This window comes from Nitrosomonas communis (assembly GCF_024102715.1).
Classification (GTDB): domain Bacteria; phylum Pseudomonadota; class Gammaproteobacteria; order Burkholderiales; family Nitrosomonadaceae; genus Nitrosomonas; species Nitrosomonas communis_B.
The window spans coordinates 1-24,948 of the sequence record NZ_JAGFJM010000071.1 but is presented as its reverse complement, the minus strand read 5'-3'; the positions used below and the strand labels follow the sequence as shown (position 1 = coordinate 24,948).

Annotated in this window: 21 protein-coding genes and 1 pseudogene; 11 read left to right on the top strand and 11 right to left on the bottom strand. The window is 47.7% G+C overall.

Annotated elements, in window-relative coordinates; all coding sequences use genetic code 11:
* Positions 1-652 (top strand): IS3 family transposase (locus tag J5I83_RS06650; RefSeq protein WP_304054360.1); only part of this gene is annotated, 652 nt, incomplete at its 5' end.
* 61 nt (positions 653-713) lie between these two features.
* Here J5I83_RS06650 and J5I83_RS06645 read toward each other — a convergent pair.
* The 6 genes from J5I83_RS06645 to J5I83_RS06620 all read right to left on the bottom strand — a co-directional run bounded on the left by J5I83_RS06645 (position 714) and on the right by J5I83_RS06620 (position 4,618).
* Positions 714-1,550: a macro domain-containing protein gene (locus J5I83_RS06645; protein ID WP_304054359.1), complete on the bottom strand. Its 837-nt coding sequence runs from the start codon at positions 1,548-1,550 to the stop codon at positions 714-716.
* Positions 1,547-2,110: a TIR domain-containing protein gene (locus J5I83_RS06640; RefSeq protein WP_304054358.1), complete on the bottom strand. Its 564-nt coding sequence runs from the start codon at positions 2,108-2,110 to the stop codon at positions 1,547-1,549. Before J5I83_RS06640 ends, J5I83_RS06645 begins: the two co-directional genes overlap by 4 nt.
* 225 nt (positions 2,111-2,335) lie before the next feature.
* Entirely contained in the window at positions 2,336-3,187 is an 852-nt protein-coding gene (locus J5I83_RS06635; RefSeq protein ID WP_304054356.1) for a GNAT family N-acetyltransferase, read from the bottom strand.
* 387 nt (positions 3,188-3,574) lie between these two features.
* Positions 3,575-3,949 carry an STAS/SEC14 domain-containing protein gene (locus J5I83_RS06630; RefSeq protein WP_304054354.1) on the bottom strand — a complete coding sequence of 125 codons (375 nt, stop codon included), beginning with the start codon at positions 3,947-3,949 and terminating at the stop codon, positions 3,575-3,577.
* 132 nt (positions 3,950-4,081) lie between these two features.
* Positions 4,082-4,363 carry a type II toxin-antitoxin system RelE/ParE family toxin gene (locus J5I83_RS06625; protein ID WP_304054353.1) on the bottom strand — a complete coding sequence of 94 codons (282 nt, stop codon included), beginning with the start codon at positions 4,361-4,363 and terminating at the stop codon, positions 4,082-4,084.
* 12 nt (positions 4,364-4,375) lie between these two features.
* The gene (locus tag J5I83_RS06620; protein ID WP_304054352.1) at positions 4,376-4,618 is read right to left on the bottom strand and encodes a type II toxin-antitoxin system ParD family antitoxin; all 243 of its coding nucleotides are present in this window, start codon (positions 4,616-4,618) and stop codon (positions 4,376-4,378) included.
* Between the two features lie 535 nt (positions 4,619-5,153).
* On the opposite strand from J5I83_RS06620, the gene J5I83_RS06615 reads away from it, so the two are divergent.
* Both J5I83_RS06615 and J5I83_RS06610 read left to right on the top strand, forming a co-directional pair.
* Complete coding sequence (locus J5I83_RS06615) at positions 5,154-5,675, top strand: lipocalin family protein (protein WP_304054361.1); 522 nt, start codon at positions 5,154-5,156, stop codon at positions 5,673-5,675.
* Positions 5,676-5,687: 12 nt separating this feature from the next.
* Positions 5,688-6,116, top strand: a complete 429-nt coding sequence (locus J5I83_RS06610; protein ID WP_304054350.1) for a pyrimidine dimer DNA glycosylase/endonuclease V — start codon at positions 5,688-5,690, stop codon at positions 6,114-6,116.
* Positions 6,117-6,180: 64 nt separating this feature from the next.
* On the opposite strand, the gene J5I83_RS14520 is transcribed toward J5I83_RS06610, so the two are convergent.
* The 4 genes from J5I83_RS14520 to J5I83_RS06590 form a co-directional block, all read right to left on the bottom strand.
* Positions 6,181-6,420, bottom strand: coding sequence for a recombinase family protein (locus J5I83_RS14520; RefSeq protein ID WP_369683399.1), 240 nt, complete (start codon positions 6,418-6,420; stop codon positions 6,181-6,183).
* A gap of 335 nt (positions 6,421-6,755) precedes the next feature.
* Positions 6,756-6,878, bottom strand: coding sequence for a hypothetical protein (locus tag J5I83_RS06600; protein ID WP_304054346.1), 123 nt, complete (start codon positions 6,876-6,878; stop codon positions 6,756-6,758).
* A gap of 188 nt (positions 6,879-7,066) precedes the next feature.
* Positions 7,067-8,329, bottom strand: coding sequence for a PepSY-associated TM helix domain-containing protein (locus J5I83_RS06595; RefSeq protein ID WP_304054345.1), 1,263 nt, complete (start codon positions 8,327-8,329; stop codon positions 7,067-7,069).
* A 4-nt stretch (positions 8,330-8,333) separates the two neighbouring features.
* Positions 8,334-10,004: a cyclic peptide export ABC transporter gene (locus tag J5I83_RS06590; protein WP_304054344.1), complete on the bottom strand. Its 1,671-nt coding sequence runs from the start codon at positions 10,002-10,004 to the stop codon at positions 8,334-8,336.
* 300 nt (positions 10,005-10,304) lie between these two features.
* On the opposite strand from J5I83_RS06590, the gene J5I83_RS06585 reads away from it, so the two are divergent.
* The 8 genes from J5I83_RS06585 to J5I83_RS06550 all read left to right on the top strand — a co-directional run bounded on the left by J5I83_RS06585 (position 10,305) and on the right by J5I83_RS06550 (position 24,736).
* Positions 10,305-11,411, top strand: a complete 1,107-nt coding sequence (locus tag J5I83_RS06585) for a GNAT family N-acetyltransferase (protein WP_304054342.1) — start codon at positions 10,305-10,307, stop codon at positions 11,409-11,411.
* A 10-nt stretch (positions 11,412-11,421) separates the two neighbouring features.
* Positions 11,422-12,726, top strand: a complete 1,305-nt coding sequence (locus J5I83_RS06580) for a lysine N(6)-hydroxylase/L-ornithine N(5)-oxygenase family protein (RefSeq protein WP_304054340.1) — start codon at positions 11,422-11,424, stop codon at positions 12,724-12,726.
* Between the two features lie 36 nt (positions 12,727-12,762).
* Positions 12,763-15,006, top strand: coding sequence for a TonB-dependent siderophore receptor (locus J5I83_RS06575; protein WP_304054338.1), 2,244 nt, complete (start codon positions 12,763-12,765; stop codon positions 15,004-15,006).
* Between the two features lie 87 nt (positions 15,007-15,093).
* Positions 15,094-16,461: an efflux transporter outer membrane subunit gene (locus J5I83_RS06570; protein WP_304054336.1), complete on the top strand. Its 1,368-nt coding sequence runs from the start codon at positions 15,094-15,096 to the stop codon at positions 16,459-16,461.
* A gap of 48 nt (positions 16,462-16,509) precedes the next feature.
* Entirely contained in the window at positions 16,510-17,700 is a 1,191-nt protein-coding gene (locus J5I83_RS06565; RefSeq protein WP_304054334.1) for an efflux RND transporter periplasmic adaptor subunit, read from the top strand.
* The gene (locus J5I83_RS06560; RefSeq protein ID WP_304054333.1) at positions 17,697-20,837 is read left to right on the top strand and encodes an efflux RND transporter permease subunit; all 3,141 of its coding nucleotides are present in this window, start codon (positions 17,697-17,699) and stop codon (positions 20,835-20,837) included. The genes J5I83_RS06565 and J5I83_RS06560 overlap by 4 nt, the downstream gene beginning before the upstream one ends.
* A 19-nt stretch (positions 20,838-20,856) precedes the next feature.
* A complete protein-coding gene (locus J5I83_RS06555; RefSeq protein ID WP_304054331.1) occupies positions 20,857-22,473 on the top strand; it encodes a fatty acid--CoA ligase in 1,617 nt (538 codons plus the stop codon).
* 79 nt (positions 22,474-22,552) lie between these two features.
* Complete coding sequence (locus tag J5I83_RS06550) at positions 22,553-24,736, top strand: penicillin acylase family protein (RefSeq protein ID WP_304054329.1); 2,184 nt, start codon at positions 22,553-22,555, stop codon at positions 24,734-24,736.
* 111 nt (positions 24,737-24,847) lie between these two features.
* Here the strand turns inward: J5I83_RS06550 and J5I83_RS06545 are convergent.
* A pseudogene (locus J5I83_RS06545) lies at positions 24,848-24,948 on the bottom strand (IS5/IS1182 family transposase); the annotation flags it as partial.

Here is a 24,948-nt window from a genome sequence, read left to right as displayed (position 1 = left end):
ACCCAATCAGGTGTGGTCATGGGACATTACCTATCTGGCCAGTACGCTTAAAGGCGTATTCTTTTACCTGTATCTGTTCATGGATATCTATAGCCGTAAAATTGTAGGCTGGGAAGTCTATGAGAATGAATCATCGGAACAAGCTGCTGATGTTTTGCGAAAAACACGCTTGACAGAAGTATTACCTATCCACCAGAAGGTCGTATTACATTCAGATAATGGCAGTCCGATGAAAGGAGCCACCATGCTGGCAACCATGCAGAAGCTGGGTGTTGTTCCGTCATTCAGCCGCCCCTCGGTAAGTAACGATAATCCGTATTCAGAGGCATTGTTCAAAACTTTGAAATATACACCGGCTTATCCATCCAAACCCTTTGAAAGTATTGACGAGGCACGCCAATGGGTGCTGCATTTTGTTGACTGGTATAACAACTGTCATCGCCATGGCGGTATAAAATATGTGACGCCGGCACAGCGCCATCATGGTGATGATGTGATTATTCTTGAACAGCGAAAACGCCTCTATGAGAACGCAAAAAAGAAACATCCGGAACGTTGGTCAGGTAAAACCCGGGACTGGTCACACGAGTCAACAGTCAGACTTAATCCCGGTAATGCACAAGCAGAAACCAGGATGCAAAAAATTGCTTAAATGATGTGCTCAGGCGAAAAGTATGTTGACACCTACCGATAAGCACAGAACAAGAAGTCATCTATACCCCGTTTCTTGCAGACTTAATATCAAGGAGATTAATTTTATCGATCTTGTCTTTGTGAATAACAATCGTAAGCTTTGCTGGGTATTTAAATCGCATTTCGCTAATACGGAATGTCCACAGCATGATTTTTAAAAGATCTTCATCGCTTATAGTTTTATGACCTTTAATGCGCGTAATTCCTGAGCCAAACACTGGCGTTGATACACTCTGTTGTGCGTATACGTTATTCACCTTGTCCCAGAAATTAATTAAAAACTCAAGATATTCTGGCATCGTAAGAACCGCTTTATTGTCCTTATCGAACTTTGTAAAAGCAGCTAGCAGAAACTCCTTATACACACAAATGGTCCCGATCTGATAGCGCAATTTCTTTCCTAAGCTGCGTTCTGAATTGATTTCGAGTTTTTCGCTGGCTTCAAATGAATAATTATCAATATGGCGATCTAGCTCTGAAAGAGGCTCGCTAAGATGCTTCTGAACGAATATACCATTTAGCGAGCTTTCGGCGATTATTTTGTTATCTACTACCGTGTCAAAGTATTCGTTAAAAGCGATTGCTTTTAAACCTGGCTCTGAGAAAATGTCGCCAACTTTGATCGTGACTTCGCTGCCTTCAATATTTATATCAATCTTATTGAGATTGTTAGACCAAATCCAAATTGCCAAATAGATTAGTGCAAGTGCCCCTATAAATATCCATCCGTAGGTGGCTTTTCTTGCTGCAGGTATATCAACAAAAAGTACAAGCAAAGACAGCGCTGCGCTTATGATAGAGGTGATTTTGAGGAAACTTTCAATCACCCGCCTGTCAAAGAAGCTAACCTTTGTCATGGCTCGTACCAATAGTATTTAGCAGTCGTCTTAGTCGCTAGCATAAAGTCGCTTTCCTTCAATGAGTCCTCAATGATTTCTTTTTTGAGGGGGATGTGGAGTGTTGGAACCCTGTACATTGAATCTCTGAAAATAGGTAATTTATCCCAAAGGTTTTTTACGGACTGCCTCAGGGAGCCATTGATTAGAAGACTTTCCTTGGAGTCATAGCCCGGATATATCACGATAACAGGAAGCCCCTGATCATTTACTCCATAGTCAATTTCTTCTCTTAGCGCTCTTGAGTTAACTGTATTGGAGCTAAGAAAAAGTACAATATTCTTTGAGCTTCTAATTCGCTCCCTCAGTCTTGGTTTCAAGGTTGTCTCCCAAGCGCTATTATCACGGACGTTGTAAGTCTTGTTATGGGAGTCATTAAAAGGAAATGATGCGTCTTTAGATTTCCAAGCTCTCAGCAGGTTGTAATAGCAAAAATCCTCTGTGGCATGAGCACTGAGTGCGCTTGCGTTAAACGGTTCTGCAACATAAAAGGCTGCGTAATTTCCATTTCGATATGCCATGTGTCCTCCAAAGCATTCATAAATAATTTTTCAAGTCTCAAAGACAGAGTTCCTCGGGGTCAGTTCCTCGGGGTCAGACCTTTCGTTTGACATCCCCGCTTTCTTTTTTCCGCCTGCGTCATAGCCCGGCTCACTGGTAGAGAAAGGCCTGCTGATTCGCCATGGCGGTGGTCGATCCACATGGTATGGCCAGCCATGACTAGAGCATAAGGAAACAGTCCTGGGCTACCCGATTTCAAAGGACGTCACACCAAAAAGTCGATTTAGCGGAATTTCAGGTATTTCACCCGTATACATTCTTGCGGTTTCAAATGAAACTTTCATACTATGGCGCTCTGCCAATGATAAAGCAGCCTGATTGACTTTTGGCGTATCCAGATAAACTGGTTCCGACGATTTCACCGTGGATTTTAAAGCCAAAAAAAGAGATTCAGCTAATTCTGGATTGTCTGCAAAAAGAGGAGCAATCTTGTAACCGTTGCGGCAAGCACGAATCACACCATATCCTGCTAGTTTTCCGCTCTGCATGATGCCCAAGGCATGGCTGTCAGGTTGGCTTGTCCAGCATTTTGTAAAATGAGATCTGTTTGCCGGGAAAAATGGTTGATCGTATGAATCAATGGTTTCAAAAGGTAATGTGGACAGTTTCACAATTTCAGCATTTTCGGGGGGATTGCCACCACCGTGTCCTTCATAGCGAATATTGCTATAGGCTAGTTTGAATCCAGACTTTTTGTAATTGTCCTGCTGGGCCACAACGCCATCAAGGCCAATAGTGCACCCTTCAAGATATTTAAGGCCAGCATTCCAAAGTTGAATACCATACCCTTTGCCACGATATTCTGATTTGACCATGTAGAACCCGAGGAAGCCAAAAGATTGACTGTATTTGATTGCAGAGATTGTGGCGATGGGTTCCTCGTCCAGGAAGCCCATGAGAAAACCAGTTGGGTCTGCTGTGTAATAACAATCGGCATCATGGAGCCCGGGGTTCCAACCCTCCTTTGCTGCCCATTCAATGACAATATCAATTTCCTCTCTATCCATTGTTTTAATTGTATAGTTTTTATTTCTCATTTTTATACCCTGGAAAAATATCGCCACTTGGCAGGCTGACTACATATCATTCTAAATAAAACGAGATACAGATCTGAAGAAATCAGTGCACCTTTTTATGAAAGGCGGTTAATGCCGATTACGTTGATTACTGGCTGCAAAAAACCGCCTGTGTTGCAATTGTTGAAAAAATTTGATGCAGCCAGAAGGTGCGCTTGTTTGAAAGACAGGAAAGGGGTTTTTGTTCCCCTTAACGTGTTACAGAGTCTCCGCAATTTTTCTGACTTTTTCGCGTCCGCCTTAGTTGCCTAGTCGGCAGAGGTTCATGAGCGAGCAAACGCTTCGCTTGGAACCTTAATAATGTTTCAGGCAAACCTGTTTACGCAATTGTTATGAAAGCGCTGAATATTATTCAACGCTCCTAGTCCAGGCTTCCGCTTTATCGCGTTCATTTAAATCAAAGTAGCGGACCTTGGCTAAAGTAAAGACTTTGCAGAAATAGGCCATACCTTTTTCCCAGGCTTTATCGCCAACAATAGCCAAACGCTCGATATCATTGAAATGCCGCACACCAAACTTTGTATCTTCCCAGGCGGCCCCTGCCGTCCAGCCATGAAAGTCGACCAACTCCACAAGCATATTGATCTTGCCATATAGCTTAATCTTCTGGTCGATTTCCGGCACGAACATGTCATAGTCTTCCTTTTCTAACTTGCCGGTAATGGTAAGGTGAATGAATTTTCCTTCCTCTTCAAGCTCAATGCCTTTGAATGTAATCGTCATTGTTAGCCCTCCGGGTTATACCGTTCAATTTATATGATTCTTTCAGCTTTGTGGAAGAAAGAAGGACATAGTTTCATCTTGTTCAATTAGCGATTGTAAGTTTGGAATCAGACGCGTTAATGAAAAACAACATCATAAATGCTGTTCGATATCCATGCGGCCATGCAGGATGCGGATAATTTCGATCCGGCCTTTTCCGGTGGGACGGTAAAAAATCACATGCATGCCGACACCGTATTTGAGATAGCCTTCCCGGATGTCATCGCACGCGCGGCCAAGATTGGGCTTGTCCGCCAAATCGTGGAATGCGTTGTCAAGCTGCGTCAGATAGCGGATTTGCTGCGTTTTTCCCAATTGCCTGCGCGTGTAACGGCCAATGGTAAGCAGATCGTCCCTGGCTTTCTGCGTGAGCATGAATGATCCCATCTAATCTTCACTTTCCAACTCATCCAGAACATTTTGCAAGGAATAATTAGATGAGCCGCTTTGTTCGCCTTCGGTCAGAGCACGGCGCAGCACTTCCAGCTTCGCCTCACGCTCTTCCAGCAAACGAAGCCCGGCGCGTATCGCTTCGCTCACCGAGCCATAGCGTCCGGTTTCTATCTGGTGCGCCAGAAACTTCTCAAAATGCTCGCCCAGTGTGACACTGGTATTTTTTTGAATGGGCATAATCAACTCCATCAATTCAAACATTCATACCTAATTATAATATTTATTGGTATCAAGAACAATTTAAGCCTGACTTGTCACGGATATCCTGCCCATGAACGAGATCATTCGCCTTGAGCTATTAAAGGATTTTTTAGCATTTCAACCTATAGTATTTGTAACGCAATGCTTATGGATACTTCAGGATGCCTCAGTGTCAGTCGTTGTATAGTGCAAGAAGTGGATGAAGTGCATTTATGATAAGTAGCCCTAGGTGTATTCATATTACCAAGTGACCGAAGAAATCGCCCAAGAAACCAACGGACGGAATTGTTGCCGGCATTACTGATAGAGGAGAGGCGATGAATGCAATAGGCAAAACGGGACATTACACAATGTTTGAAATTGCAGCCTGTTTTAGTGTTCATTACAGTGCTGGTAGTCGGTCAATTCGTTTATGCTGCAAGATACAATAACTGACACCATTTTGTCTTTACGGGGCATAGACTTCTAATCCTTGGATATTACGATTATCAATTCTAATGAAGTGAAACGCATGCGCATATTATTAGTTCTTTTCTTTTTCTTGTTAATCAGCTGCACAGGCATGCCGGAAGGTATTGTTCCTGTTAAAAATTTTAATGTAAGCAGATATCTTGGTAAGTGGTATGAAATTGCCCGGCTAGATCATTCCTTTGAACATGGTTTGAGTAACGTAACAGCTGAATATGAATTACGCTGTGACGACGGTATCAACGTGATCAACCGCGGATTTTTAGCTGAAGAAAACAAGTGGAAAGTGGCGGAAGGAAAAGCCTATTTTGTTGGAAGCCGTGATGAGGGGCATCTGAAAGTTTCATTCTTTGGCCCGTTTTATGGGTCTTACATTATATTTGATCTGGATCAGGAAAATTATCAATACGCCTTTGTATCAGGCTATAACACGTCTTATCTGTGGCTTCTATCAAGAACGCCGACAGTCAGTGAGGCCGTGAAAAAACGATTTGTCGAAAAATCAAAAGAACTCGGCTTTGATACCAATGCGCTCATATTTACTGAGCAGAATTTAACAAAGTAAGGGCGTTTTTGTATGCGGCTTTGGTCAATCCATCCCAAATATCTGGATGCAAAAGGCCTGGTAGCGCTTTGGAGAGAAGGTTTACTGGCTCAAAATGTTTTACTTGGAAAGACCAAAGGCTATAAAAATCACCCGCAGTTGATACGGTTTAAAATTACGGATAATCCATCTGCGGCAATTGCGTACTATTTAAAAACAGTTACCGAAGAGGCTGATCGAAGAAATTATCATTTCAACAAAACCAAGATCATCGACTTGGTCTTTAAAGACAAAATTCCTGTTACGAACGGGCAAGTCCAATACGAGTTCAAGCATTTACTGCATAAATTAAAAAACAGAGACCCAAATTTATACGAAAAATTCAAGAACACCACAGAGATTGAACTTCATCCCTTGTTTGATAGCGTTGCTGGCGATGTGGAAGACTGGGAGATAATATGAGTGCCCAATTCAGAAAAGATGGAGCCCCAACACAATCAACTGCGGCATGAGCTAGTATCCCACTTCACGAATCATCTCCACATATAACAAAGATGTTCACCCCTTTGTGTTTTCTCTGCATCTGGCTGCCGCCATTTGCCCGCGTCTTCGGCGTTCGGGTATTGATGTGCTGCACCAGCGAGTGGAAGGTAATGCCGTCTCTGGTGATCTCGTCCAGAAAGATGATGGCATCTATCGTCGAGCGGAATGCACGGTCGATGGAAGTGATGACGAAGGTATCGCCGGGTTTTAGCGTTTTGCGCACGGCTATGAGGCCAGGACGCTTTCTGGCCGTGGCCTTTACCGCCTTGTCCTAGAAGATGCGCACACAACCTGCGGCGTGCCGTAATGCGTCGATCTGCTGCAAGGCTATCTGCCGGTTGATGCTGCATCTCACGTATCCGATCAGTACCATCGTCTGTCTTTATTTATTCCACCTACGTTTGTGTCAAAGCGCATATCAGATCAAGTATTTAAAAAAAGCCTGGAGCTAATTATTTAGCCTGTAGTAAGAGTAGGCATCGACCTTCCTATGGATTACCAGATGCAGTGTAGACCCGGAATGGAACGAAGTTTTTCATCAGCAGTAATGAGAGGAACCTAGTGCGCAATAGCAGTAGCGGCAATTAATCTATCGGCTGGGTCGCCGTGGTTTACGATGCTACTTTCAGCTAACCCGGCAATAGCGGGTGTCAGAGGGAGAATTTTGAGTCCTAGCGTCACAATGATATTTGCAATGGGTCAATGTGTTTAAGAGGGTAGCTGAATTACACTAATAGCGAACCGATTTAAGGAAGTGCTTCTTCTTGCGAGGTCAACCAGGTTGTTGGCATATTTACGGGAAGAAGCAATTTCGCAGTACAGTGTGGGCTTGTTTTATTCTTTCCTGTTTCCCGCTCAATCGGAGGAATTTAGTGATTATTAGCCATTCTCACTCGCGCCCAGCGCTTCCTTTGCCAAATAATGACTCCGGTCACGGACAGTGTGGCGACTGCCAATCCTAACAAGGAAACCAGGATACGACCGGGCAAGCCAAGGATGCGGCCGGAGTGGAGTGGAAACTGCGCTTGCAGGAAGATGTCGCCCGCACTGCCTTCTCCTGGGATTTTGTCACCCAGATAGGAGCCATCCTGGCCATCAAAATAAAGCCAGGGGTTGCCGAGGCCGAAGTGGGGGTGATCATGGCCAGGCTCGTGGAACGTGACGCCATAAATGCCGTACTCTGGCTCGTAAAACATACCTCCCGGTGGCATGATCCAGTTTTTTTTCTGGGCTTCTGCACTGGCAAGCTGGATGATTTCCTGCCGCGTGATCACAGGTTCGATCGGCTCGTCGTGCGGATTTGGGGTGCGTAGCGAAAAAGGATCGGGAGTGAGGGTGGAGAAGGTTGAAACAAGTGGGCGCATGACTTCCTGTTTGAGGTTCATCGAGATGGCAGTCACAGCCAGGGTCAATAGCAGTGCCCATAGCCACACACCACCTGAACGGTGCAGATCGAAATTCAACTTATAGCCGCCTTGCCGCCAGCGGAAAACGAATGATTTGCGCCATGCCTGGAAATTGGGAAACGAAAGCCACAGTGCGATGAAGCAATCGATGGACCATACAATTGCCAGGATGCCCATGAACAGTATGCCTAATTCCAGACCGAAAGCATCCGGGATATGCATGCTGTAGTGCAATTTGTACAGAAAAGGCAGGAAATTTTCCCGACTGAGTGAGAGGTCTCCCCATAGACGGCTGCCGCGTATTTCACCATTGACAGGGTCCAGCGCCACTTGATTGAAATCGAGCTCGAAAGCTTTACCTGTAGTGGGATCGAGGCGGGCTTTTACCCCTAGTTCCAGGTTCTGCTCTGGCTCCAGGGATAAAGGCAGCCAAGTGACCAGTATTCTGGGGTGAGAGGCTTCAAACTGGTCGGCAAGTGCCAGGGGAGGAAGGGATTCTCCCTGACTTTGCCGTTCGAATAATTGGGGATTAAGCCATTCATCCAGTTCGTGATCCCACGAGATGATGGCGCCGGTCAGCCCGGAAATAAATAGGAAGACCGCCAGAAAGAGGCCTGCCCAGCGATGCAGCAGCGTCAATATTTGACGGCTTGCTCTGGATTTGCTGGATTGTCTTTCCTGTTGCGCAATGCCGGCAAGTACTTGAGGTTCAATAAATCTTTTCATAACATCAGACTATGCCATTGGCTGTTATTAAGGTTGTTGCCGCCGTATTCCCCTTGGCGTCGGGCGATTTCATGGGCTCAAAGGTCAAACGGCCATTTTCCATGCGCAACAGGCGATCGGCCAAATGGAAGTAGCGGTCATCGTGCGAAATGACCAGTATCGCTTTGCCTTTCGCGCGCAATTCGGGAAGCAGTTCATAATAAAAAATTTCTTTAAAAGCCGGATCCTGATCGGCGGCCCATTCATCGAACACCAGGAAAGGACGATTTTCCAGGTAAGCGACCACCAAAGCCAGCCGTTTGCGCTGCCCTTGGGATAGCGTCAGCGTAGTAAATGCGCCATTTTCAACCTTCACCTTATTTTGCAGATGCAGTTTGGCTAACAAGCGGTTGCCCTCTTTATCCAGATCGTTACCATGATTCGTTTCAAGCAGGCGGTCAAACAGATGGAAATCGGAAAAAATGGTGGTGAAGAACTGTCTATAGTCATCGCGATTAGTATCATCGACTGCGACGTTATTGAGCATGATTTTGCCTTCTTCTGGCGGGTAGAGCCCTACCAGCAGTTTTGCCAGGGTCGTTTTGCCGCTGCCGTTGCCCCCAATCAGGAAGGTGATTTCTCCTGGATGGAACTGCAAATCGATCGGCCCTAACGTAAATATTTCATCTTTTTGCTCATGATAGTAGCGATGTAATACGCCTTGCAACATGATCGATTGCAGTGGTGGCAACTCGGTTTTATTCGTTTGGGATTCGGAAGAAGACATGGCTCGGGTAATTTCCTCTATGCGCCTGGCCGATACCTGGGCGAGATTGGCACGCGGGATATTCAACAGTAATGCTTCCAGGGGGCCTACCATATAAACAAACACCAAGGCATAGCCTGTCATGATCAATGTCCGTTCAGGCACATCGCCCACCAGCAGGAACAATACCATGCCAATGAAGGCGTAAATCAGGAAATTACCCCAGCTTGCTGAAGCCACAAAAATGGACATGCCGAAGGTGCGCTCTTTGCGCACCTTTTCGATCGATTGTTTGAGCACGCCATCATAAAAAGCGCTGCGTTTGTCCCGGTTAAGGCGTAACTCCTTGGCGCCATCGGTGAGTGATCGAAAATAGGCAAATAAATTGTCCTGCTCCTTGGCGGCAATATCGAGATGCCGGATTGCGCGCAGATGCGCGAGGTGATAACCCAGTGAGCCGAATCCAATGACAAGGATGGCGAGCAGAAATACTTGCCAGGATAAAAATGCCAGATAGAGCAGACAACCGGCAACAATGATGGCATTAGTGAGGATGACCGGAAAACTCACAAAAAACTCGGCCACCCGCGTGCAGTGCTCGGATAGGGCAGATTGCACCCGTGCAGCGCCCAGTTGTTCGAGTTGCTGGTAATCTGCGGCAATGACTCTTTGTGCGATAAAGCTACGCAAATCAGACTGGGCACGCTGTCCCAGCCGTTCAAAGAGGATCGCGCCGATCATGTAGCCAAACATGACACATAGAGCTGTTGCCGCAAAAGTCAGCGCAGCTTCCCCTCGATCGAAATGAGCGGTCGTCAGTGCGGCGCTGATTTGGGCAAGTAAATATACGCTGCCCATCCCATGCAGTACGCTCACAAACGATGCGCTCAAAAGTAACGGTTTGGATTGTTTAATAAGATACTTCAGCATGGCTTACTCATTAAAAAGAAATATATGAAATAGACGAATGGCAAAGATAAATATTTAACGCGAATATCGTCATCTCTTCATTGTGAGAGATCATCCAGTTGTTTCCCCCTAGGGGAAAATTAAGTCTTGTTCTTCAATGACATAGTCATTGTCCTATCTTTCTCTTCACATCACAGGTAACCAGAAATGATCTGAAGAGAAAAATTTATAAATAATAATACTTCTCATTCGTCTTAAAAAAATAAGACAAAAGCATTAGCAAAATCAGTATTTCTTGGAGGCAAGCTTTCTTGGGGACAAATGGATCTATATCAATTAAACGATCAATCTTGCGACGCAGTGTTGGAGCAATCAGCGCTGCCGGTGCACTTATTATCCTGTCCGGATCAGATTCGTTATCTTGTTACGTATGAAGACAGAATATTGAGTGTGCAGGATTCCAGAAATGAGCAGGAAACGATCTGGCATCTATATCAGCAATCCGGTCAATTAATACTGGAATGGGGTGATCTTTGCTCAGAGCAATTTGAAGTCACTGAACTCCTGGCTGCAGTGGAGGCAGCATTTGCCATTTTTCCACACCAGAAAAAAGTGTATTTGTCAGTCCCCATCCAGCAGTCTGCCGAGTTGTTCGATTCGGGAGTGTTGGTTAAGGCTGACGATGGGCGATATGTCGTTTATGTAGAGTTTTTTTGGCAGCAATCCAGGATTTGGCATACTTCACCCCGGTCGCAAGCATATCCGATTTACACCGTCTTTAGTCAGGGGCGGCGTCATCCGTTACGGCCGCCCAAGCCCGAGGGTACTGTATATCAGCGTTACATCACTTGGCTGGGACGTACCTTGTCATTCCGCACTGTCGATGCCGACGCCGATCTCAAATGCTTCAACCGCTGGATGAATGATCCTGTGGTAGCAGAGTTTTGGCAGGAAACAGGCGATTTTTCCAAGCACCGCACCTACCTCGAAGGTATCCAGGCAGACCCGCATGTGATCAACCTCATCAGTTGCCTGGATGATGAGCCATTCGGTTATTTCGAAATATATTGGGCCAAAGAAGACCGGATAGCGCCTTACTATGATGTGGATGATTTTGATCGCGGCTGGCATGTGTTGATCGGAGAGCCGCATTTGCGCGGCAAACCCTTCGTGACTGCCTGGTTACCATCCATTTCCCATTATCTCTTTCTCGATGATGACAGAACGCAGCGAGTCGTCATTGAACCCCGCGCTGACAATGACAAGATGATCCGGAATCTGGCCCGATGCGGTTACGCTCAACTCAAGGAGTTCGATTTCCCACATAAGCGCGCCATGCTCGGCATGTTGTTACGAGAGCGTTTTTTTGCTGAGCAACTCTGGGTGCCACGCAACACGATATCTCCCCACTCTGTCTCTTTATCCTGAGGATTTCATCATGAAAATTTATGATTTGATCGGCATTGGTTTTGGCCCATCCAATATTGCGCTTGCAATTACACTCGAAGAACAAAAACAAGCGGGTTATGACATCGAGTCTTTTTTCATCGAGAAACAACCTGGTTTTGCCTGGCATCCCAATATGCTGCTGGATAACGCACATATGCAGGTTTCTTTTCTCAAGGATCTCGCGACGATGCGCAATCCGTCGAGTCGTTTCACCTTTATCAATTATCTACACCAAAAGAATCGGCTGCAGGATTTTATCAATCTCAAGACCTTTTTTCCGAGCCGTCATGAGTTCAATGACTATCTGGCATGGGCGGCAGCGCATTTCGAGCATTGCTGTGCTTATGGTGAAGAAGTGATTGAAGTATTACCCGAAAAGCGCAGCGATGAGGTTGTGTTGTTGCGCATCCGCTCACGCGATGGTGAGCAAGTCATCCGCGAGCGGTTGACACGCAATCTGGTGATCAGTATCGGCGGCCATCCACGGGTTCCGGATAGCTTCTCGTCATTGCAAGGTAATCCGCGTGTATTTCACTCGAATAGCTATCTGAAGGAGATTGCACAGCATCCTCATGCAAAAAAGATTGCAGTGGTAGGGGGTGGGCAAAGCGCAGCAGAAATTTTTATGGATTTGCATCACCGCTCTCCTGTAACTGAGGTTGATTTGATTATGCGTGCACGTGCGATCAAACCATCGGATGACAGTCCCTTCGTCAATGAGATTTTCAATACCGATTTTACTGATTATGTTTTTAATAGCTCCGACCAGCAGCGTGCTGAAATTCTCAATGAGTTCTGGCATACCAACTATGCCGCACCTGATCTAGCCTTGATCGAACAAATCTTCAATGTGTTTTATCGGCAAAAAGTTTCCGGCACTGAACGGCATCGTTTTCTACGGCGTCATGAAATCAGCAGGGCAGTGTCCCAGCGTGACGGCATTCAGTTTGTCTTGCATGATTTGAATACGGATTGTGAGCGCACGGAAACATACGACGCAGTCGTGCTGGCAACGGGGTATGACCGTGATCATCACAAGTCTTTATTAGCACCAATCATGCCTTATTTCCGGGATTTAAAGGTAAACCGTCAATACCAATTGGGTAGCGTGCCCCATTTCAAACCTACCGTTTTTCTGCAGGGTGCCTGTGAATCGAGCCATGGTCTGAGCGATACCTTGCTATCAGTGACGGCCGTCCGCACCAATGAGATCGCACAAGCCCTGATTAGCACAGCTAACCAAACAGCAACCAGACAAGCAAAACGTGCAGTGTCTTCTGCACTCGCATATTAAGCAAAAGAATTTTTAACTGTAATTTTTAACTTCGTCATGAAAAAATCAATAAAAAGCAGCGCAAAGATCGATCCAAAGAAATTAATACTACTATTAGGTTTGCAATTTTCTGTATTGGTAACATCGATCAATAGCCATGCGCAATCCCAAGATGCTGACAAACCTGCAACAGCGAACAAACAGCAAACTGAAGCAGGCTCAGAGACAAGTGATGCTGAATCGAACCAATCAAATGTTACTGTTTTACCCACCATGACGGTCAAGGGCACAGCGACCAGCGATGGCTATGTTGCAAAAAGGAGCAGTTCAGGCACAAAAACAGACACACCGCTGATTGAGGTGCCACAATCGATTTCAGTGGTCACGCGCCGCGAGCTCGACGCACGCAACGTTCAGGAAATGACCGAGGCTTTGCGTTATGTTCCCGGCGTGGTTGTTGATCAGTTCGGCTTTGACGGACGTGGTTATGAATATTTGCTGATGCGCGGCTTCCAGGGACTGACAACCTCGCTTTTCCGTGATGGCTTGAGTATGGCCGCTCAGGGATTGTTTTTTAATTCCTTTATCACCGATACTTATGGGCTGGAGCGGATCGATGTGCTGCGTGGACCAACTTCAGTTACATTCGGCCGTGGCGACGCGGGTGGGGTCGTGAATCGTGTCACTAAACGTCCCAATGCAGACCCGATTCGTGAGATTGAACTACAGTATGGTAATTTTGACCGGAAACGGGTTGCTGCCGATTTAGGCTTTGCCAATAAAGATGGTACCTTGATGTTTCGTCTGGTCACACTAGGGCTCGATTCGGACACGCAGATCAGATATCCTAATACCGGTGGAGATCGGGCAGGGCTCAGACGTTTCTATATTGCTCCTTCAGTGACTTGGCGTCCGACAGTTGATACCACCATCACGCTCATGGGGGATGTGCTCAATAACCGCTCCGAATCATCGCCATTCTTTCTGCTTGCGCCAGATGGCAGCCGCACCAATGTGGTGCAAACTGACTTAGATTTTGTTAAATATGCGACCAATCAATCTTCTTTCAGCTACCAAATCGAGCATAATTTCAATGAGATCTTTACTGCGCGGCAAAATTTCCGCCATATGCAGCAAGATGGCGATTTTAATGAAATGTTTCGCGCTGGCTTCAGTGAGACACAGCCCACATTAATGCAGCGTACCGCAATCATGACCAAAGAGCGATTGACTCAAACTGTGATCGATACGCATATTCAGGCCAAGGTCAATACAGGGCCGTTCAATCATACCGCGTTAGCCGGTGTGGACTGGAATGTGACGAATGCATCCCTCAAGTTTCTTTCAGGAGAGGCGCCAGGTATCGATGTGTTTAACCCAGTGTATGGCATACCGATTCCCATACCAGGCAACTTGGATATAGATGCGAAACAAGAGATCAATCAGCTCGGCGTATATCTGCAAGATCAGGTCAGATATGGTGAGAACTGGATTCTGACATTGAGTGGCCGTTATGATAGGGTTGATACCAAGGATGCTGATTTTCTAAGTGCTACCAGAACCAAGGTTAGAGATAATGCGTGGACTGGACGCGCTGGCCTGACTTATCTTTTTGCCAATGGGATAGCGCCTTATGTCAGCTACTCACAATCATTTCTGCCGCTACCAGGACTTGATTCCAGCAATAGTCCTTTCGAGCCGACGCGTGGCACGCAATATGAGGCAGGTGTCAAATATCAACCGATAGGCGGAAGAAGCCTATATTCGGTGGCATTTTTTGATCTGACCAAAACTAACGTGCCCACGCCTGATCCCAACGATCCTTTCTTTCGCAGCAGGCAGACAGGTGAAGTCGGATCACGCGGGGTCGAGGTGGAAGCAAGGGCAGAACTGTTACGTGGTTTGAATTTTATCGGCTCGTTTACCTATCATGATGTCACTGTAACGAAAAGTAGTGATGTCGATAAAAATAAAATGCCGGTTCAGGTGCCCAAACTCCTGACCTCTGCCTGGCTGGATTATTCCTTTGGAAGCCTGGGAATAGAGTGGCTGCGGGGCCTTGGAATCGGTGGCGGTGTTCGTTATGTGGGGGAAATATTCAATGATTTGGAAAATACCAGTAAGACACCATCTTATACCTTGTTCGATGCGATGTTGCGCTATGATTATGGGCCCTGGATGTTTATTGTAAGTGCTAACAATATCTTTAATAAAGATTACGTTTCTTTCAACGATGTTGGCTCGAGGGTCTATCCTGGTTTGCAGCGAACAGTTGTGGGTACTTTGAAATTCCGATTCTAACTTTCTTGAGCTGAATGCAATCTTGATTGCCGGAATGCATTGTGCCGACCATTAAATGAGTCGTTCATTGAAATCGGATAACTTTAAGTGACTAGGGTACTTTTTGGAGTAACACTTTTTCTTATCCTAACGGGATGTAATATGTTGCCGCAGCGGCATATGCAGGAAGTGGGTGCTAAGATACCGGATCAATGGGCTGAAGGTGAGGCGCCCATTCAGTCTGTGCCGACACAGTGGCTGGAGACTTTTGGTGATCCCCAGCTGAGTCATCTGGTGGAGAGTGCACTTGCCAATAACTATGAACTGAAAGCAGCGGCAGCAAGAGTCGATGCGGCAATAGCGCAGGCTCGTATCGATGGTTCAGGTCGCTGGCCACAGTTTTTTTTCACTGCTGACCACGAGCAAATCCAGATCCGGGAAGCAGGTTTTGGTTCATCCAGATTTGGTGTATTTGAAGCGCTGTTCGGCTTGAGCTGGGAACTGGATGTGTGGGGACGGATACGTGATTTCCAGCAAGCTGCAGTACAGGAAGCAGATGCAAGCAAAGCTGATTATTACGGCGCGCGCCTATCTTTGGCAGCACGGGTGGCGCAGAGTTATTTTGAATTGGCCGAAGCAAAACTTCAGGCAGCAGTCGTTGAGCAATCAATCAAAGACCGGACCATCATCGTAAATTTGGTACGAGGACGTTTTCAACGCGGCCTGGAACGCGGGCTCGATTTGCGACTGGCGCTCACTGATCTGGCCAATGCGGAGGCGCAACTCAAGCAGGCGCGTAACAGAATTCAAACGATTACTCGCCAGTTGGAGATTTTATTGGGACGCTATCCGGCAGGAAATGAAATGAGCGTCTCAGCCTTGCTGCAATTGCCCGCGGGGATAGCTGCAGGTTTACCTTCTGAACTGCTGGAACGTAGACCAGATGTGGTGGCAGCATTTGATCGCCTGCAAGCAGCCGACTTTCGGACAGCCAGTTCTAAAAAACTGCGCCTGCCGCGCATCACGCTGACCGCCAGTGGCGGTACGCGCAGCAGCGAGCTGGCTGAGCTGATCGATCCCAAGGCAGCGGCCTGGAATGTATTTGCCGGACTCATGCAGCCTTTGTTTACCGGCGGACGTATTCAAGGCGAAATTTTCCGCAGTCAGGCGCGCGCAGAGGAAATGCTGAATTTTTACAAAAATACCGCACTTAACGCTTTCCGCGAAGTGGAACAAGCGCTGGCAGCGGAAGAGTGGTTACGGCAAGAAGAGGCATCTCTTAAGAAAGCGGTAGAACAAACCGAATCCAGCCGGAGATTGGCTGTTTATTCTTACCGTAACAACCTGATTGACATTCTTACCTTACTTGACAGCTACCGTAGCACACTCAATGCGCAGAGTGCTCATTTGTCTGTCAGCCGGCAATTGCTCAGCAATCGCATTAATCTTTATCTGGCACTGGGCGGGAATGTATGACGAGGTTGATGTGGTGACATTAAAGCAGCATTTGATCGCTATTTCTCTATGAAAACACGCCGGCAATTACTCATCGCACTAGTGATTGCGATGACGGGAGGATTGGCCGCTTTGGCCATTGTTGACTCGCCGCCGCAAACCGAGCAGCAGGAAGATATCGTTGCACCGCCTTCGGTCCAAGTCATCAGGGTAAAACCTGAACGGTTGCGCATGGATGTTCGCTCGCAAGGGCGTGTCATGGCGCAAACAGAAATAGACCTAGTTAGCGGCGTGTCAGGCAATATCATCAAAATTTCACCTGCTTTTGTCAGCGGCGGATTCTTCAAGAAAGGAGACTTACTGGTTTCGATCGATCCGGCAGAATATGACTTGCGGGTTGCGCAAGCACAAGCCAGGGTAATGGAAGCTCAATACCAGTTGACACGGGAGGAAGCGGAAGCGGAGCAAGCGCGTGATGAATGGGAGCATCTCGGGCAGGGAGAACCTAATCCACTCAGTTTGAGGATCCCGCAACTTAAAGAGAAAAAGGCAAAGCTGGCGGCCGAACAAGAAGAATTGAAAAATGCCCGCTTATTGCGGCAACGCACAGATATCCGCGCACCTTTTAATGGCCGGGTGCGTAATAAGGAAGTGGGGATAGGGCAGTATCTGAACAGCGGGGCGGTATTAGGAAAAATATACAGCAGTGATCTGGCTGAGGTGCGCCTGCCATTAAGCACGCACGAACTTGCCTTCATCGATTTTTCAGACTTGCCCCACCGTGCTCAATCCGCGAAAGGGGCGCCTGTAAGACTGACTGCAAATTACCAGGGGCAACAGCAAAGCTGGCTAGGTCATATCGTGCGCAGTGAAGGCGTGGTTGAGCAAGATACCGGTATGGTAGTGCTGGTTGCGCAAATTCCGGATCCATTCGGTCTTGGCGCAAAAAAATCTGATCCATCGGGTACCAAATCGTCTGTTGCCAGTTTACCGCTGGGTTTGTATGTAGAAGCCAGCATCGAAGGGCGTTGGTTCGATGATTTGGTTATTCTGCCTGCCAGTGCATTACGCAAAAATAATCAGGTGGTGATTGTTGATCAGGACCAGCGATTACGTTTTCGCACCGTGGAAGTGCTTAGGAGAGAACGCGAGCGAGTGATCATTAAAGCAGGATTAAATGTGAGTGAACGTGTGCTTGTCGCTGGCCTGCATCATCCGGTTGAGGGAATAGAAGTTATACCTACTGAGCTTGTTCCATGAAGCTGATTATCTGGTTTGCCCGGAATCCTATCGCCGCCAATTTTCTGATGTTGATTATTATCGCGGGTGGATTGATGGGGCTAACCGTGTCCAAGCGCTACACTGTTCCCCCTGCGCCACAAAATCAACTGAAAATCGAGATTGCCTATCCTGGCGCAGGGCCTGCCGAAGTGGAACAAGCGCTATGTATTCCGATTGAGGAAGCTATCCATGATCTGGAAGGCATCCGGCATATCAATGCCATTGCCAGCCAGGCAGAATGCGAAATCATCGTTGAGTTTGATCCGGCGATTGATGCGACTCGCTTCCAGTCCGCCGTGCAGGCCAGAATGGATCGCATTACGTCTTTTCCGAAAGAAGCTGAGAAGCTGAAAATTCAGGAAATGAAAATTGGCACATCTGCAGTAACCATCATGGTGCATGGTGAAGTGGATATGCTGGCCCTGCTGCGGCAACGCGATCGATTGCAGGCCATGCTGAGCAAGCATCCGGATATCGGATTACTGACGCCTTGGCCGCAGCTTCCCTATGAAATATCGATTGAAATCACAGAATCGGATTTACGCCGCTATGCACTGACCTTTGAGGAAATCGCCGAGGCTATACGGGCTGCATCCAATAACATCCCGGCAGGAGAGCTTAAAAAAACCGATGGCAAGTTGCTGCTGCGAAGCAAGAATCAGGCTATGACTGTGGCTGATTATGCTGCAATCAATCTGCGCTCTGAACCATATGGTGCGCACCTGCAACTTGGTGATATTGCGCAGATTCGTGAGACGGTGAGTGAAAAAGATTTCCTGGCAAGAATCGATGGCAAGCTGGCTGCGCAACTCTTTGTCAAGTCAAAAGACCGGATTGTGACAACGGTCGAAGCAGTCAATGAAATCATTGAGGCATTCCGTCCTGGCCTGCCTGATGGGATTGACATTTCGACATGGGATGACTGGTCAAAATATTATAAACATAATATGTCCATGTTGTGGGAAAACGCAGTATCAGGGTTTATTCTGGTCTTTCTGATACTGATGTTTACCATGCGGTTTTATCTGGCGTTATGGGTGAGCAGTGGTATTTTGATATCACTGTTGGGAGCCCTCTGGCTGATGCCGATGCTGGGAATTTCGCTAAATACCTATTCGATTGCCGCTCTGATTCTTATCCTGGGTGTGCTGGCAGATGACGCGATTGTGGTAGGTGAGAATATTTACACGCATCAGCAGCGAGGACGTCCCGGTTTATCGGGAGCAATCAGTGGAACGCTTGAAGTGGCACCATTAGTGGTGTTGATGGTGTTGTCTACCATGATTGCTTTTGTTCCCGGCCTTTTTTTGCCGGGGCTCAGCGGTTATCTGATGTACAACATATCTCTGGTGATTATTGTAACTTTGGCATTTTCCATGCTGGAGGCACTCCTGATTTTACCCTCCCATTTGGCAATCAGCGCTACCTCACCAGCACCGCGTCGTATCTGGTCAGTTGCAATTGGTTCTGTTCAGGAGCGGGTTGATAGTGGATTGCAATGGTTTATTGATTGTGTCTATGCGCCACTACTGAAAGTACTGTTGCGGTTCCGCTATATCACGCTTTCAATGTTTTCCATTATCTTACTGATTACCGCTGCGCTTGTTTTTTCCGGACGCATTCACAGCGTGATGGAGGCGCCCGTCAACGATTATTATTTGTTTGCCATTCTCCAGCTCCCGCCGGGCACCCCGTTTGAAGAAGTTGATTATCAGGTAATGCGGCTGGAGCGCATTGCCAATGAAATGCGCGCCGAGCTAAACACAGAATTCGGAATCGATGTATCGACTCAATTGAAGGATAGTTTTCAGCACATTATTGCTGTTAGCGATGACAATTCCGGATTTGTGGATATCGAAATTGCGATTGATGAACGTATCCGTTCCAGAATGGATGAGATTAAAAGGCAATGGCAGGAGCGCTTTGGTGAGCTTCCTGCTGGTGCAACGCTGTCTTTCCAGACTTTCTGGCCAAGAGATCTTGGCATGCCAACCACGCATTCTGCAAAAGCCATTGAACTGAAATTGGTTGCTGCAGACGTTGCGCTACAAAGCGCCGTCGGTGAAATTCTTAAAGCCAAGCTTTCTTCTTATGCCGGCGTACATAGCGTGACGGGTTCCATGCAGGCAGGTAAATCCGAGTTGCGCCTCAAGCTTAAGCCCGAAGCAGCACTCCATGGACTAACAATGCAAAGTTTAGGTGAGCAAGTTCGCCATGGGTTTTTTGGACTGGAGGTACAGCGCTTCTTTTTGGATCGGGATGAAGTCAGGGTGATGCTGCGCTTTCCTGCCGAGCACCGCCGTTCTCTGGATGATTTATATCGCATGCCGGTCAGACTGGCCAATGGCAGCACTGTTCCATTCGCCACAGTAGCGGAAGCTGAATATACCCCGGGTTTTGCCAGCATTACCCGGCAGAATCGGGAACGGATTCAATTAATCAGCGCGGATGTCTTTAAAGGAGAGGCTAACACTGAAGCTATTCTTGCTGATTTGCGGGCAAATGTGATTCCCGGGCTGGAAGCGCAATATCCTGGGCTCAGGATCGAGCCAGGCCAAACCCGGCAAAAGCAAGAGGAGGCAATGTCTGATCTATGGGGTTATGGCGCGCTGGCCTTATTGGGAATTTACGCGCTGCTGGCGGTGCCGCTGCGTTCCTATTTGCAACCGCTGATCATTATGCTGGCTATTCCATTTGGTTTTATCGGTGCAGTTGTGGGTCACTTGTTGCTGAAAATTCCTTTATCGCTGGAATCTTATGTAGCATTATTTGCTGTGGGAGGAGTTGCCATCAACGATAGTCTGATATTGATTGCGAAAATCAATGAAATTCTCCAGAAAAATGCATCGATTTATAAAGCGGTAGTTTTGGCAGGGAAGGCACGTTTCCGTGCAATATTTCTAACCACAGCAACTACCGTTATGGGATTGCTGCCGCTCATCAGCGAGCAAAGTTCAGATGCGGAAAAACTCATGCCTATGGTAATTACGCTTGCGTTTGGAATATTTTTCTCATCGCTGGTGACTTTATTGCTGGTGCCCGTCAGTTGTGTTGTTTTAAAAAAAGTATCCAGCCAGAAGAATATGCATAAACTGATAGGTGGATTCTCTAGTTGAAATCTTGGAAAAAAATGATATGTCGCCATTATTGCTGAAACAGCTCTGGCATACGCCGTTGGCGAATGCCTCCGATCAGGAAATTGTCTACCGTGATCAACTGCGCCTCAGTTACCGCCAGGTATATGCGCGGATTAGTCAGTTTGGTGCTGCATTGGCAGCTTCTGGTTTTCGCCGGGGGGAAGTGATCGCAGTCATGGATCACGACAGTCACCGTTATCTCGAATGTTATTTCGCCATACCGATGTATGGTGCGGTCATGATGACGGTCAACACCAAGCTGACGCCGGCACAGATTGCTTATACCTTGAATCATTCGGGTGCGTCCATGGTGCTGCTGCACGCCGATTTCATTCCGGTGATCGAAAATATCCGCACCGAATTATCCAACATACAAAAATTCATTGTCATGGCAGATGGCGCGCCGCTGCCGTCAACCTCGCTACAATTTGCTGACGAATACGAAAGCTGGCTGGCAGACCGGATTGATAATGATTTTGGTTTTGCTGATTTTGACGAAAATACGCGCGCGACGGTTTTCTATACTACCGGCACTACCGGCGCACCCAAAGGAGTTTACTATACGCACAGGCAACTGATGCTGCACACGCTTGCGGCAGGCATGGCATTAACTGCACCAGCAGCGCGGCAACGGTTTCATTGTGAAGACGTCTATATGCCGCTGACACCGATGTTTCATGTACATGCCTGGGGTATCCCTTATATTGCTACGCTGCTTGGTGTGAAACAGGTTTATCCAGGACGTTATGCCCCCGATATGCTGCTGAAACTGATTCGGGATGAACACGTTACTTTTTCGCATGGCGTTCCCACCTTATTGAGAATGATACTGACCGCAGCACAATCATCCAGTGTGGATCTTCGTGGCTGGAAGGTCGTCGTTGGTGGATCGGCGTTACCGCAAGCACTGGCTAAACAGGCGCTGGAAATGGGGGTCGATTGCTTCTCCGGCTATGGTTTATCCGAAACTGCCCCCATTTTGACCCTGGCGCAATTGAATGAATGCAGCAGCGCGCAAGATCAGCTAGCGGATGATGCACTAGCTACCTTATGTTGCGCCGGACGCGCCATACCACTGGTGGATTTACGGATTGTCGACGATACGATGCGCCCGCAGCTTCATGATGGGCACAGCAGCGGTGAAATTGTCGTGCGCGCACCCTGGCTGACGCAGGGGTATCTTGATCATGCTGAAGCCAGTGCAGCGCTCTGGCAAGGCGGTTATCTGCATACGCAGGATATCGGCGCCATTGATCGGAATGGCTATTTGCGCATTACCGATCGCCTGAAAGATGTCATCAAAGTTGCTGGCGAATGGGTGTCGTCACTGGAATTGGAAAACGCATTGACCTTGGTTACCGGTATCAAGGAAGTCGCCGTGATCGGTGTGCCGGATAAGCGCTGGGGTGAGCGTCCGCTAGCATTGCTGGTAGTGGATAAAGCTTTGTTTAGCGAGTCGGCTGCGCATGACCAAATGCGCTCATCAATCGAGTGCGGCTCGATTTCAAAACACGCGCTGCTGACGCAATTTAAACAGGTTGATACCATCGCCAAAACCAGTGTCGGCAAAATCGATAAAAAAGCCTTGCGTGCTGAGCACGCTGCTACGCCTTAAGCAATCTGTATTTCCAGATCCTCATCAACAAGCATGAACGGATTTCATCAGATAACCAGCTTTAATTGAGAAAATCAACATGAAAATTCGATCCATGCCGCGTGCATTGTGGCCCATATTATGGGCAGTGCTATTGCTATGTGCTTGCCAGTCCGTTCCGCCACCTGCACAAATCCATGACGGTCCAGAAATTTTGTGGGATAGCTGGGGTGTACCGCATATCATTGCCCCTAAAGATAGTGATGCCTTCTATGCATTTGGCTGGGCGCAAATGCGAAGTCATGCGGATTTACTGCTCAAACTCTATGCCGTCGCACGTGGACGTGGTGCAGAAATTTTTGGTGAAAGTTACCTGCCTGCGGACCGGTCTGTACGGATATTGGGTATTCCTGCGTTGGCCAAAAAATGGTATCTGGAACAAGATGCTGCTTTCCGCACCAATCTGGATGCATTTGCAGCCGGCATCAATGATTTTGCTCGTCAGTATCCGGAGACTATTTCCGATACAGTTAGGGCAGTGCTGCCGGTGACGCCGCAGGATGTTATTGCGCACACCACACGTGTGATGACCGTTTTTATTGCCGGCACCTCTGAATGTGGTGCGGTATTGCCGGGCTTCGGCTTTTCTGATCAACCGGTTGCCTCGAATGGCTGGGCGCTGGGTTCTTCCTATTCTGCCAGCGGTAATGCCATGTTACTGGCTAACCCGCATCTGGATTGGCACGGATTGGAGACGTTCTATGAGTCACACTTCCTGCTGCCAGACGTTAATCTTTATGGCACAGCGCTGGTAGGCTCTCCGGTTCTACAGATAGCTTTTAACGATCACCTCGGCTGGACGCATACCGTCAATACCATGGATGGCTGCGATCTCTATCAATTGAAGCGGGCAGGGCCTGCGCTGGATGATGGTTATTTGCTGGATGGATTGGCACAGTCCTTTGATACCACTAGCGAAATCATTCAAATCCGCCAGCAGAACGGCAGCGTGACAAGTGAGTCTTTGCTCATCCGCCGGGCCAAACAGGGGCCGGTAATCGAGATGGATGAGCAGATGCTGGCGGTGCGCTTTGCTTTGTTGGAAATGCCACTGCTGGCTGGCATGAACCGGCAATGGTGGGAAATGGGGCATGCGCGCAACCTGGAAGAGTTCCAGCATGTGCTGCAGGGTCAGCATTTGCCCTTATTCAATGTGGTTTATGCTGATGCGGACAAGCATATTATGCTTGTCTTCAATGGCATTATTCCCGTGCGAACGATGGGTGATGTAGCATTCTGGCGAGCACCTGTCTCTGGAGATGATTCGAATCTGATCTGGAGCAGGACGCATTCCTACGCGGATCTGCCCAAAGCGATTGATCCCGCCAGTGGTTGGGTGCAAAATTCCAATGGCGCACCTTGGTACATGACGCTGCCTTTTCTGGACAAAAGTCGTTATTCCCCTAACATCGCAGCTGATGTGACCAATAACCGCGAGTTGCGCGGATTGCAGATACTGAACGCACACCAGCAGATGAGCTACGCCGAATTAATTGCGGCCAAACATTCGACACATGCACTGATTGCTGATCAATTGCTCGATGAATTGATCGCTGCTGCGCGCGGGAGTGATAGCCGCCTGCTGCAACAGGCGGCCGATGTGCTAGATCGCTGGGATCGTCAATATCTGGCAGAAAGCCAGGGAGCATGGCTTTTCGGCGCTTGGTTTGAGAAATGGCTGGAAAGAACGATTGCCAAAGCTACTGCTGCCGATCCTGATTATAGCTTTACTCCTGCCCAGCTTGTCGGCAGTCTTTTCTATGCACAACCTTTTGATGCGACCGCACCATTGACAACGCCACATGGTCTGGCGGATATACCGTTGGCGCTACTGGCCTTGCAGGATGCTGCAGGTAAGTTGCAGGCAACTGCAGGTGCACTCGATGTGGCGTGGGGTGAGATCGCTCGTCTGCGCCGCGGCAGGATTGATTTGCCTGGTAATGGTGCTGGCACTGCATTAGGTGTTTTTCGTGAAATTGTTTATGAGCCGGATGAAGATGGCAAACTTAAATCATCCTCAGGTGATACTTATATCGCTCTGGTTGAATTTTCACAGCCTGTGCGCGCTCAGGTGCTGACAACCTATGGTAATGCCAGTCAGCACAATATTTTCGAGATAGGGGATCAATTACCGCTGGCCGCCAAGCAGCAACTTCGTCCTGCTTGGCGTACGCTGGACGAGATTGAAGCAAATCTGGCAATACGCGAGATCTTGCGGCGCTAGTGGCAAAATTAGCGAAGCGCTGCTGACGGTTAATGTTGCCTCAGCTGAGCTGTCAGCTGAGGCTATAGATTGAATAATTTCCAGGTTAGAAACTGTTTGGAAACTCCTGTTTTAAGCTAGTCTCCTCAACATAATACGAATCATAGCGATGTAAACCCAAGTTTCGTCGGTACGCATGAGACGTTCGTAGCTTTTACTGAGTCGACGTGAAT